Annotated in this window: 9 protein-coding genes and 2 tRNA genes; 2 read left to right on the top strand and 9 right to left on the bottom strand. The window is 60.2% G+C overall.

Annotation, left to right across the window (positions count from 1 at the left end; translation table 11 throughout):
• Window positions 1-38 precede the first annotated feature (38 nt).
• The 8 genes from BLT00_RS14520 to rnr form a co-directional block, all read right to left on the bottom strand.
• On the bottom strand, window positions 39-2,339 hold the full coding sequence (locus BLT00_RS14520) for a YgiQ family radical SAM protein (protein WP_092146975.1): 2,301 nt from the start codon (window positions 2,337-2,339) through the stop codon (window positions 39-41).
• Between the two features lie 291 nt (window positions 2,340-2,630).
• The gene (gene dnaB / locus BLT00_RS14515; RefSeq protein WP_027911801.1) at window positions 2,631-4,028 is read right to left on the bottom strand and encodes a replicative DNA helicase; all 1,398 of its coding nucleotides are present in this window, start codon (window positions 4,026-4,028) and stop codon (window positions 2,631-2,633) included.
• Window positions 4,029-4,145: 117 nt separating this feature from the next.
• Entirely contained in the window at window positions 4,146-4,592 is a 447-nt protein-coding gene (gene rplI, locus BLT00_RS14510; protein WP_003197251.1) for a 50S ribosomal protein L9, read from the bottom strand.
• A gap of 18 nt (window positions 4,593-4,610) precedes the next feature.
• On the bottom strand, window positions 4,611-5,501 hold the full coding sequence (locus BLT00_RS14505) for a YybS family protein (RefSeq protein ID WP_092146973.1): 891 nt from the start codon (window positions 5,499-5,501) through the stop codon (window positions 4,611-4,613).
• Between the two features lie 36 nt (window positions 5,502-5,537).
• On the bottom strand, window positions 5,538-5,768 hold the full coding sequence (gene rpsR / locus BLT00_RS14500) for a 30S ribosomal protein S18 (RefSeq protein WP_002551829.1): 231 nt from the start codon (window positions 5,766-5,768) through the stop codon (window positions 5,538-5,540).
• 28 nt (window positions 5,769-5,796) lie between these two features.
• Window positions 5,797-6,225, bottom strand: coding sequence for a 30S ribosomal protein S6 (rpsF, locus tag BLT00_RS14495; RefSeq protein WP_003186395.1), 429 nt, complete (start codon window positions 6,223-6,225; stop codon window positions 5,797-5,799).
• Window positions 6,226-6,531: 306 nt separating this feature from the next.
• A complete protein-coding gene (gene rlmB, locus BLT00_RS14490; RefSeq protein ID WP_063323178.1) occupies window positions 6,532-7,290 on the bottom strand; it encodes a 23S rRNA (guanosine(2251)-2'-O)-methyltransferase RlmB in 759 nt (252 codons plus the stop codon).
• On the bottom strand, window positions 7,287-9,917 hold the full coding sequence (gene rnr, locus BLT00_RS14485; protein WP_092146971.1) for a ribonuclease R: 2,631 nt from the start codon (window positions 9,915-9,917) through the stop codon (window positions 7,287-7,289). Before rnr ends, rlmB begins: the two co-directional genes overlap by 4 nt.
• A gap of 226 nt (window positions 9,918-10,143) precedes the next feature.
• Between rnr and BLT00_RS14480 the strand changes: the two genes are divergently transcribed.
• Window positions 10,144-10,230, top strand: a tRNA-Leu gene (locus BLT00_RS14480).
• 176 nt (window positions 10,231-10,406) lie between these two features.
• Window positions 10,407-10,493 (top strand) — tRNA-Leu (locus BLT00_RS14475).
• Window positions 10,494-10,686: 193 nt separating this feature from the next.
• On the opposite strand, the gene BLT00_RS32515 is transcribed toward BLT00_RS14475, so the two are convergent.
• Window positions 10,687-11,436 carry a methyl-accepting chemotaxis protein gene (locus tag BLT00_RS32515; RefSeq protein WP_371856983.1) on the bottom strand — a complete coding sequence of 250 codons (750 nt, stop codon included), beginning with the start codon at window positions 11,434-11,436 and terminating at the stop codon, window positions 10,687-10,689.
• Window positions 11,437-11,470: the final 34 nt, after the last annotated feature.

The following is an 11,470-nucleotide window of genomic DNA, read 5'->3' as shown; positions in this document are numbered from 1 at the left end:
CAGCACTTAGGCTGGCGTTTTGCGATGCGGCTAGGCGATCAGCGCGGCACGACAGGCTTGCGCGCCGGTTTCGGTCCTTTGCCCTTGGCGGCGTCCTTGCGTTCCTTGGCGGCCTGCTGGTTGCGGGCGAATGCCGCGGCCTTGGCCTGCTCACGCTTGTCCCACGGGTTGCCGCCGTCGCTGGCGCGCGGTGGCAGGCCGGTGTGCTGGGTCAGGATCTTGGTGGTTTCCTTGCCAACCTTGTGGCTGCCGGCTGGCGTCGAGTTCTTGCGACGGGCGCTCTGGTAGCTGTCGGTGGCCGGCTGGTGCAACGGAATCAATTGGTGCTTGCCTGGCCCGATCAGGTCGGCACGGCCCATGCGGGTCAGCGCTTCGCGCAGCATCGGCCAGCCCTTGGGGTCGTGATAACGCAAGAAGGCCTTGTGCAGCCGGCGCTGCTCCTCGCTCTTGACGATGGTCACCGCGTCGCTCTTGTAGGTGACCTTGCGCAGCGGGTTCTTGCCCGAGTGGTACATCGCCGTGGCCGTAGCCATTGGCGATGGATAGAACGCCTGCACCTGGTCGGCGCGGAAGCCGTTGCCCTTGAGCCACAGCGCCAAGTTCATCATGTCTTCATCGGTGGTGCCCGGGTGGGCGGCGATGAAGTACGGAATCAGGTACTGCTCTTTCCCGGCTTCCTTGGTGTACTTCTCGAACATCCGCTTGAATTTGTCATAGCTGCCGATGCCCGGCTTCATCATCTGGTTGAGCGGGCCTTCTTCGGTATGCTCCGGAGCGATCTTCAGGTAACCGCCGACGTGGTGGGTCACCAGCTCCTTGACGTATTCCGGCGACTCGACCGCCAGGTCGTAACGCAGGCCGGAGGCAATCAAAATCTTCTTCACCCCAGGCAAGGCCCGGGCGCTGCGGTACAGCTGGATCAGCGAAGAATGGTCGGTGTTCAGGTTCGGGCAGATGCCCGGGAACACGCAGGACGGCTTGCGGCACGCGGATTCGATTTCCGGGCTCTTGCAGGCGATGCGATACATGTTCGCGGTCGGGCCGCCGAGGTCGGAAATCACCCCGGTAAAACCGGGAACCTTGTCGCGGATCTCTTCGATCTCGCGAATGATCGATTCTTCGGAACGGTTCTGGATGATCCGGCCTTCGTGCTCGGTGATCGAGCAGAACGTGCAGCCACCGAAGCAGCCACGCATGATGTTCACCGAGAAACGGATCATCTCGTAGGCCGGGATCTTCTCCTTGCCGTACGCCGGATGGGGGACGCGTGCGTAAGGCATGCCAAACACGTAGTCCATTTCTTCGGTGGTCATCGGAATGGGCGGTGGATTGAACCAGACATCGACTTCGCCGTGCTTCTGCACCAGGGCACGGGCGTTGCCCGGGTTGGTTTCAAGGTGAAGGACGCGGTTGGCGTGAGCGTAGAGCACCGCATCGCCACGGACCTTTTCCACTGAGGGCAGACGGATCACGGTTTTGTCGCGGGTCATTTTCGGGCTTGCCAGGATCTGCACGACCTTGGCTTCGCTCGGGTCTTCAACCGGCCCCTTTTCCTGCTCGATAGCACAAGCCTGGGTGTCTTGGGTGTTCACATACGGGTTGATGATCTTGTCGATCTTGCCCGGACGATCGATGCGCGTGGAATCGACTTCGTACCAGTCTTTCGGCGTGTCACGACGGATGAAGGCCGTGCCGCGCACGTCAGTGATGTCTTCGATCTTGTGACCGTAGGACAAGCGCTGGGCAACTTCGACAATCGCCCGCTCGGCGTTGCCGTAGAGCAGGATGTCGGCGCAGGCGTCGATCAGGATCGAGTTGCGGACACGGTCCTGCCAGTAATCGTAGTGAGCGATGCGGCGCAGCGACGCTTCGATGCCACCCAGCACAATCGGCACATGCTTGTAGGCTTCCTTGCAGCGCTGGCTGTAGACCAGGCTCGCGCGGTCCGGCCGCTTGCCCGCCATGCCGCCCGGGGTGTAGGCGTCATCGGAGCGAATCTTCTTGTCGGCGGTGTAGCGGTTGATCATCGAGTCCATGTTGCCGGCCGCGACACCGAAAAACAGGTTGGGCTCGCCAAGCTTCATGAAGTCGTCTTTGGACTGCCAGTTCGGCTGGGCAATGATCCCGACGCGAAAGCCCTGGGCTTCCAGCAGACGGCCAATGATCGCCATGCCGAACGACGGGTGATCGACGTAGGCATCACCGGTCACGATGATGATGTCGCACGAATCCCAGCCGAGCTGATCCATCTCCTCCCTGCTCATGGGCAGGAACGGCGCCGGGCCGAAACATTCGGCCCAGTACTTGGGATAGTCAAATAACGGCTTGGCTGCTTGCATGTCGATGACCGGTATAAAGGATGAAAAATCGCGGGCGCGGAATATAGCACAAATTTTGACCAATTCCGACGGCTATGGTCGGAAATCGATTTTGTGGCTCGCCCCCAGAACTCAAGCCAGATACAAATCAATTGTGGCGAGGGAGCTTGCTCCCGCTGGGCTGCGCAGCAGACCCACTGCTGCACCCACTTTTACCCTGGCAGATCGCATTCGCTGGTTTTGCGACTGCTGCGCAGTCGAGCGGGAGCAAGCTCCCTCGCCACAAAGACAATATCCGATCGAGCGAACGGCTTACTCGTCGTCATCGAAATTGTAGCTACCCGGCGCCAGGTTTTCGAAGCGCGTGTATTTGCCGATAAACGCCAGGCGGATGAAGCCGATCGGGCCGTTCCGCTGCTTGCCGATGATGATTTCGGCGATGCCCTTGTGCTCCGTCTCGGGGTGGTACACCTCGTCGCGGTACACGAACATGATCACGTCGGCGTCCTGCTCGATCGCTCCGGATTCCCGCAAGTCGGAGTTCACCGGACGCTTGTTGGGGCGCTGTTCCAGGGATCGGTTCAACTGGGAAAGTGCTACCACCGGGCAGTTGAATTCCTTGGCCAGGGCCTTGAGGGAACGGGAGATTTCGGAAATCTCGTTGGTCCGGTTGTCGCCGCTGGAACCCGGGATCTGCATCAATTGCAGGTAGTCGATCATGATCAGTGCGATATCACCGTGCTCACGCACCAGGCGACGGGTACGGGCGCGCATTTCCGACGGGCTGATACCGGCCGTATCGTCGATGAACAGCTTGCGGTCGTTGAGCAGGTTGACCGCCGATGTCAGGCGGGGCCAATCGTCGTCTTCCAGCTGGCCGGAACGGACCTTGGTCTGGTCGATACGCCCCAGGGACGAAAGCATACGCATGATCAGCGATTCGCCTGGCATCTCGAGGGAGTACACCAGCACCGCCTTGTCGCTGCGCAGCACGGCGTTTTCCACCAGGTTCATCGCAAAGGTGGTCTTACCCATGGACGGACGGCCGGCGACGATGATCAGGTCGGACGGTTGCAGACCGCTGGTCTTCTCGTCGAGGTCGGTGTAACCGGTGGACAGGCCGGTGATGGCGTTGTCGGTGTTGAACAAGGTGTCGATGCGGTCGATGGCCTTGGTCAGCAGGTCGTTGACGCTGACCGGGCCGCCGGTTTTCGGACGGGCCTCGGCGATCTGGAAGATCTGCCGCTCGGCTTCGTCAAGGATCTCGGCGGCGGTACGGCCTTCCGGGTTGAAGGCGCTGTCGGCGATTTCGGTGCTGATGCCGATCAATTGGCGCAAGGTCGCCCGCTCGCGCACGATCTGGGCATAGGCCTTGATGTTGGCGACCGACGGTGTGTTTTTCGCCAGTTCGCCCAGGTAACCGAGGCCGCCGACCTGGGACGTCTGCCCTTCCTTGTCCAATTGCTCGGCCAGGGTCACAACGTCGATCGGCATGTTCTGATCGGCCAGACGGGCGATCGCACGGAAAATCAGACGGTGGTCATGCCGGTAGAAATCGCCATCGGAGACTTGATCGAGCACGCGTTCCCAGGCGTTGTTGTCCAGCATCAGGCCACCGAGCACGGCCTGTTCGGCCTCGATGGAATGCGGAGGCACCTTCAGGGCAGCGGTTTGCAGATCGTATTGCTCGGGAGCGGTGATTTCGTTCATGGCCACTTCTGGTTATGAAAATCAGGAATTGCAGAAAGACAAAGGGCACGACCTGTAAACAGGATCGTGCCCGATGTTACCGGCAAGCACCCGAGGGTGCCAACCGACAGGTGTTGCTTAGGCTGCTACCACGACAACGCGTACGGTGGCTTCAACTTCGGCGTGCAGGTGCACGGCTACGTCGAATTCGCCTACGTTGCGGATGGTGCCGTTCGGCAGACGAACTTCGCTTTTCGCAACTTCAACGCCGGAGGCGGTCAGTGCGTCAGCGATGTCGTGAGTACCGATCGAACCGAACAGCTTGCCTTCGTCGCCAGCGGTGGCAGTGATGGTCACTTCCAGCTCAGCCAGTTGGGCAGCACGGCTTTCAGCCGAGGTTTTACGGTCTGCGGCAGCTTTTTCCAGCTCGGCACGACGCTCTTCGAACGCAGCCAGGTTGGCAGCGGTCGCAGCGGTGGCTTTGCCGTAAGGCAGCAGGTAGTTACGACCGTAACCGGCCTTAACGTTTACTTTGTCACCCAGGTTGCCCAGGTTGGTGACTTTTTCCAGAAGGATCAGTTGCATGTGAAAATCCTCTAACTTTTAACCTTCACCGTTCGCGTTGTCGGCGTCTTTCGGCGCCATACGACCGCGAAAATCAATCAGGCTGTCAACGATGGCCAAGACCACGAGCAACGGACCGAGCAAGTGCATGAAAGGCAACAACGTCACGTATACCCCCACCAGCCAGAAAGTGGCCAGTCGTTTCTGCGCCACCAGCCCGTGAATCAGGGCCAGGCCGGCGAAGACCAGCGGTACACTGCACAACGGCAACAGGATCAATGCATGCAGCCCGAAAAACGGAGCAACACACATGACGGCCAGCAGTGACAGCGCCACGCTCTTGGGGAATCGGATGGCGCGAAACTCGCGACCGAAACCACCGGGGTTATACAACGATGCCTGCCAATAGCGCCCAAGAATCAGGCACAGCACGCTAAAGATCTGCAGCGAAGACGCTATCGAAATGATCATCAGCGGAGCGCTCAGGGCGGTGAGAAACGCCTTCTGGTCTGCCGAGAATGTCTCGTAGACCTCACCCATCGCCAGCGGCAGGACGTGTTCGAACGTCTGCGCCAGTGACTCGATGAAGGAACTGAATACAGTTCCCAGGCTCACCGCACACAACAACCCCACGGCCACGCTGCACAGCAGCACGCGGTTCCAGGTATGGCCGGCGCGCAGAACCAGCGCCAGGCCACAAGCCCCGAGCAACACCAGGAGTGTTGTCGGATCCTTCAGGAAGTACCAGCTCACCAACGCTGACAGCAACCCGATACCCAGGACGCTCAAGGCGTCCGAACCGCGCCGCAGGAGCACAAGGCACCCAGCGGCGGCACTCAACCAGAACAACAGCGGCAATGCCGCGGATCCGGCCACAACCAACGTGGCCTGCACACGTCCCCGCATGATGAAGTCAGCTAAGGCGCGCATGCATTCAATCCCTTACTACTCGTCGACTGCCCGGTCTCAGCGGCCGTGGCTGTCGGTGTAGGCCAGCAGGGCCAGGAAGCGGGCGCGCTTGATAGCGGTGGCCAGCTGACGCTGATAACGAGCTTTGGTACCGGTGATACGGCTTGGAACGATTTTGCCGGTCTCGGATACGTAGGCTTTCAGAGTGTTGAGATCTTTGTAATCGATCTCTTTCACGTCTTCAGCGGTGAAGCGGCAGAATTTACGACGACGGAAGAAACGTGCCATGTGATTGGCTCCTTAAAAGGTCCGTGGATTACTCGTCAGCGTTATCGCTGTTGTCGCTGTCGCTATCGCTGTCATCGCCATCGGCGCTGTCAGAGTGCTCAGGACGGTCGCGACGCTCACGGCGCTCACTGCGGTTTTCTTCAGCCTTGAGCATCTCGGATTGGCCGGTGACGGCTTCTTCGCGACGGATGACCAGGTTACGGATCACTGCATCGTTGTAGCGGAAGTTGTCTTCCAGCTCGGCCAGGGCCTTGCCGGTGCACTCAACGTTCAGCATCACGTAGTGAGCCTTGTGAACATTGTTGATTGCGTAAGCCAGTTGACGACGGCCCCAATCTTCCAGACGGTGGATTTTGCCGCCGTCTTCTTCGATCAGCTTGGTGTAACGCTCAACCATGCCGCCGACTTGCTCGCTTTGATCCGGGTGGACCAAAAAGATGATTTCGTAATGACGCATGAATGCTCCTTACGGGTTGTAGCCTGCCGCTCAAAAACGGTCAGACAAGGAGTGAATGACACTTATGGACTTGTGGACGCTAGACACATAAGTGCCTGCCATCACAGCAAGGGGCGCAATTGTAGAGAAGGGTCGAGGGCGGTGCAAGGTAATTGGCGATTATTTGAACAACCGCCGATCCTTGCCCCTGCACAAAACACTGTGGGAGCGAGCTTGCTCGCGATAGCGACGTGCCAGTCAACATTTCTGGCACTGATACACCGTCATCGCGAGCAAGCTCGCTCCCACACTTGATACGCGTCTGGCTCAGGGCTTTTTGGCGACAGCCTTGACGCTGCGCTGGCGCAGCGCTTCGAACAGGCACACACCGGTCGCAACCGAAACGTTGAGGCTGCTGACGCTGCCCGCCATCGGCAGCTTGACCAGGTAATCGCAGTGCTCGCGGGTCAGGCGGCGCATGCCCTTGCCTTCGGCGCCCATGATCAGGATCGTCGGGCCCGTCAGGTCCTGGTCATAGATACTGACCTCGGCCTCGCCCGCCGTGCCGACCACCCACAGGCCGCGCTGCTGGAGTTTTTCCAGGGTGCGCGCCAGGTTGGTCACCGCCACCAGCGGAATCACTTCCGCCGCGCCGCAGGCGACCTTACGCACAGCCGGCGTCAAGGTTGCCGACTTGTCTTTAGGCACGATGACCGCCAACGCACCCGCTGCATCTGCCGAACGCAGGCAAGCGCCGAGGTTATGCGGGTCGGTCACGCCGTCCAGCACCAGCAGCAGGGGGGCGCCTTCGGTGCGATCGAGCAGTTCGTCGAGCATCGCCTCGCCCCAGACCTGGCTGGGGCTTACGTCCGCAACCACACCCTGGTGAACGCCTTCGACCCACACGTCCATTTCGCGACGCTCGGCCTGGCCAATGGCAACTTTGTTTTGGGTGGCCAGTTCGACCAGCGCTTGCACACGCGGCTCGCTGCGACCTTCCGCCAACCACACTTGCTTGACACGTTTAGGGTGGTGACGCAGCAGTGCTTCTACGGCGTGCACGCCGTAGATTTTTTCCAGACTCATGACTTGGCCTTAGGTTTGCGCGACCCGCCGCTTTTCGCAGGGGCCGAACCCGCTTTTGGCGGGCCTTTACGGTGTTTACTTGGTTTGCTCGACGGCTTTTCCGCCCCGTGGGACTTTCCCCCAGACGCCGCTTTACCACCGCTTTTGGCTTCGTTGAGCAACTGCTGCTTCAACTCGCGGCTCTTGCGCAACTCGGCATTTTTCGCCGCAGCGTCGCTGGGGCGGTAGGCTTCGGGAGCCTTGTCCTTGACGGACGAACGGCGACCGGCCTTGGCCGGCTCAGGCTCTGCGGTTTTTGCAGGAGCACCTTTACCTTTGGTCGCAGGCGCGGCGGTCTCGTTGCCACGTTTTTTACGACCAGTCGGTGCTTCGGCGGGCTTGTCAGACATTCCGAAGTCGATCTTGCGCTCATCAAGGTCGACGCGCATGACCTGCACTTCCACGGTGTCGCCCAGACGGAAGCTGCGACCGGTGCGCTCGCCCGCCAGGCGGTGGTGCACAGGATCGAAGTGATAGTAATCACCCGGCAAGGCGGTAACGTGCACCAAGCCCTCGACGTAGATGTCGGTCAGCTCGACAAACAAACCAAAGCCTGTCACTGCAGTGATCACGCCTGGGAACGACTCGCCCACGCGGTCTTTCATGAACTCGCACTTGAGCCAGTTCACCACGTCGCGAGTGGCTTCGTCAGCGCGCCGCTCGCTCATGGAGCACTGCTCGCCCAACTGTTCCAGGGCCGCTTCGTCGTACGGATAGATCCGTGCCTTCGGAATGGTCATGGCACCGGCGCGCTTGACGTGCGGGGTGTTCTGCTTGGAATGGATCACGCTGCGGATCGCGCGGTGCGTGAGCAGGTCCGGGTAACGGCGAATCGGCGAGGTGAAGTGGGTGTACGCCTCGTAATTCAGACCAAAGTGGCCCTGGTTGTCGGCGCTGTACACCGCCTGGCTCAGGGAGCGCAGCATCACGGTCTGGATCACATGGTAATCCGGACGATCCTTGATGCTCGCCAGCAGTGCCTGGTAGTCCTTCGGCGTCGGGCCGTCCTTGCCTTTGTGCAGGGACAGGCCGAGCTCGCCGAGGAAGGCCCGCAGTTTTTCCAGACGCTCCGGCGGCGGGCCGTCGTGCACGCGGTACAACGCAGGAATCTCGTGTTTCTTGAGGAATTCGGCGGTGGCCACGTTGGCCGCCAGCATGCACTCTTCGATCAGCTTGTGCGCATCGTTACGGGTCGTCGGGGTGATTGCCGCGATCTTGCGCTCGGAACCGAAGACAATCCGGGTTTCCTGGGTCTCGAAATCGATCGCGCCACGCACATGACGGGCACCCAGCAACACCTTGTACAGCGAGTAAAGCTGCTTGAGGTGCGGCACCACGCCAGCGTATTCGGCACGCAAGGCCTTGGCTTCACTGGTCTTCGGCGTTTCCAGGATGGTGCTGACCTTGTTGTAGGTCAGGCGCGCCTGGGAGTGGATCACCGCTTCGTAGAACTGGTAGTCGGTCATTTCGCCGGTTTTGGAGATGGTCATCTCGCACACCATGGCCAAACGGTCGACTTTCGGATTCAGCGAGCACAGCCCGTTGGACAGCTGCTCAGGCAGCATCGGGATCACGCGCTCAGGGAAATACACGGAGTTGCCGCGCACCTGGGCCTCGTTATCCAGGGCCGAACCGATCTTCACGTAGCTGGACACGTCGGCAATCGCGACGAACAGCTTCCAGCCGCCGGAGAACAGGCGCAGCTTGCCAGGCTTGGCTTCGCAGTAGACCGCATCGTCGAAGTCGCGGGCGTCTTCACCATCGATGGTGACGAACGGCAGATGACGCAGGTCGATGCGTTTTTCTTTGTCTTTCTCTTCAACTTCCGGCTTGAGCTTGGCGGCTTCCTTGAGCACGGCCTCGGGCCAGACGTGAGGAATGTCGTAGGTGCGCAGCGCAACGTCGATCTCCATGCCCGGCGCCATGTAGTTGCCGACCACTTCAACGATATCGCCCTGCGGCTGGAAGCGCGCCGTTGGCCAGTGGGTGATTTTCACCTCGACGAACTGACCCACCTTGGCGGCGCCATTACGGCCCGGGGTAATCAGCACTTCCTGCTGGACCTTCGGGTTATCCGGCACAACAAAACCGATACCACCTTCTTCGAAGTAACGGCCAACGATGGATTCGTGGGCACGGGACACCACTTCGACGATCACGCCTTCACGGCGACCACGACGGTCCAGGCCGGAAACGCGGGCCAGGGCACGGTCGCCGTCGAATACCAGGCGCATTTGCGCCGGGCTCATGAACAGGTCGTCGCTGCCGTCGTCCGGGATCAGGAAACCGAAGCCGTCACGGTGACCGGCGATGCGGCCCAGGATCAGGTCGAGCTTGTCCACCGGCGCATAGGTGCCGCGCCGGGTGTAGATCAGTTGAGCGTCGCGCTCCATGGCGCGCAGACGGCGGCGCAGGGCTTCGAGTTGGTCCTCGGTGGTCAGACCGAACTCTTCGACCAACTGCTCGCGACTAGCAGGCGAACCCCGATCGGCGAGATGCGCCAGGATCAGTTCGCGGCTAGGAATAGGGTTTTCATATTTTTCCGCTTCACGAGCGGCCTCGGGATCGAGGGACTGCCAATCGGCCATTAGAGAGTTTTCACCTTGTCTATATGCGGGTTAGTTTGGCATAGGCTTAATGAAACGGGAAATTTCAAGCATCCGATCGCTTTTCTAAAGCCATTTGACCCGCCTTGGAAGCCTGGAAAAGCACCGCTCGTGAAATTTAGCGGTTTTTTTCTCAGGAGGGGTTTACAGTTAAAAAGACGCTCCGTATAGTGCGCGCCATCGACGACGTACACACGATGTCGATATTGCCCAGATGGTGAAATTGGTAGACACGCCAGCTTCAGGTGCTGGTGACCGCAAGGTCGTGGAAGTTCGAGTCTTCTTCTGGGCACCAATTTCGAGCAACAGGTCACTGGCCTGGCAGCTCAACAAAAACCCGCGAAAGCGGGTTTTTGCATTTTTGCCCCCTGCAATTGCGTTTGGCAATTACTAAAACAAAAACAGGGGTTTACAGATCAAAATGCGCTCCGTATAGTGCGCCACATCAACAGCGGCAACGCTGAAGATGCTGCCCAGATGGTGAAATTGGTAGACACGCCAGCTTCAGGTGCTGGTGACCGCAAGGTCGTGGAAGTTCGAGTCTTCTTCTGGGCACCAATTCTTGCTTCAAGGTTACGACCTTGAACCTCACAAAAACCCGCGAAAGCGGGTTTTTGCGTTTCTGGGTCCTGGAAATATCTGAGTCGCTGAAATCGCTATCGCGAGCAAGCTCGCTCCCACAAGGATCGCAGTGAACGAGATCCGCTGTGGGAGCGAGCTTGCTCGCGATGAGGCCAGCCCAGCCGCCAGATCAGGCCCGGAACTGCCCCAGGCTTGCTTTCAATTGCGCAGCCAGGCTGTCGAGCACCTTGCCGCTGGCGGTGGTCTCGACCACGGCCTGGGCCGCCTTCTCGGCCTGGGCATGGATGGTTTCCACGCGCCCGCGCACCGCTTGCGCGCCCTGGGCCTGATGAGCCGCGGCCTGAGTCGCCAGGCCGATAGCCGCATGCACCTGCTCGACGGACGCCTGTACCGACTGCTGCAATCGCGCGCTGTCTCGTAGCACCACCAAGCCTTCGCTGGCCTGGCGCCCAGCCTGGCCGATAGCAGCCACCGCCTCGCGAGCGCCCTGCTGCAAGGCCACGATATGCGCCTGGATATCGCCCGTTGAACTTTGGGTCTTGCTCGCCAGGGCCCGCACCTCATCCGCCACCACGGCAAACCCGCGCCCCGTTTCCCCGGCCCGCGCCGCCTCGATGGCGGCATTCAAGGCCAACAAGTTAGTCTGCTCGGCGATGCCGTGGATCACCGTCAACACCACTTCGATCTGTTCGCTCTGCTGCGCCAGCCGCTCAATCACTTTCGCACCGGTGTCTACCTGCCCGGCCAACGCCTCGATCAAGCTGCCGACCTTGGCCGAAGTGCGGGTATTTTCATCAGTGGCCTGGCGGATCTCCACAACCTGCTGCAAAGCCGCCTGCATCGCCTGGCTTTCCGATTGAGCCTCATCCGCCATTTGCGACAGTGCACGCAGGCTCTCGGCCACCTCATCACGCTGCATCCCGGCCGCCGCATCGGCACCGGAGTTACGCAAG

This window comes from Pseudomonas sp. NFACC51, assembly GCF_900103575.1.
In the GTDB taxonomy this organism is placed as follows: domain Bacteria; phylum Pseudomonadota; class Gammaproteobacteria; order Pseudomonadales; family Pseudomonadaceae; genus Aquipseudomonas; species Aquipseudomonas fluorescens_Q.
The sequence above is the reverse complement of the archived record's forward strand: the minus strand, read 5'-3'. Positions and strand labels throughout refer to the sequence as shown.

Bases quoted from the DNA above. Each gene is read 5' to 3' on its own strand.
- BLT00_RS14520 (WP_092146975.1), bottom strand. From the start codon at position 2,339: ATGCAAGCAGCCAAGCCGTTATTTGACTATCCCAAGTACTGGGCCGAA.
- dnaB (WP_027911801.1), bottom strand. From the start codon at position 4,028: ATGAACGAAATCACCGCTCCCGAGCAATACGATCTGCAAACCGCTGCC.
- rplI (WP_003197251.1), bottom strand. From the start codon at position 4,592: ATGCAACTGATCCTTCTGGAAAAAGTCACCAACCTGGGCAACCTGGGT.
- BLT00_RS14505 (WP_092146973.1), bottom strand. From the start codon at position 5,501: ATGCGCGCCTTAGCTGACTTCATCATGCGGGGACGTGTGCAGGCCACG.
- rpsR (WP_002551829.1), bottom strand. From the start codon at position 5,768: ATGGCACGTTTCTTCCGTCGTCGTAAATTCTGCCGCTTCACCGCTGAA.
- rpsF (WP_003186395.1), bottom strand. From the start codon at position 6,225: ATGCGTCATTACGAAATCATCTTTTTGGTCCACCCGGATCAAAGCGAG.
- rlmB (WP_063323178.1), bottom strand. From the start codon at position 7,290: ATGAGTCTGGAAAAAATCTACGGCGTGCACGCCGTAGAAGCACTGCTG.
- rnr (WP_092146971.1), bottom strand. From the start codon at position 9,917: ATGGCCGATTGGCAGTCCCTCGATCCCGAGGCCGCTCGTGAAGCGGAA.
- BLT00_RS32515 (WP_371856983.1), bottom strand. From the start codon at position 11,436: ATGCAGCGTGATGAGGTGGCCGAGAGCCTGCGTGCACTGTCGCAAATG.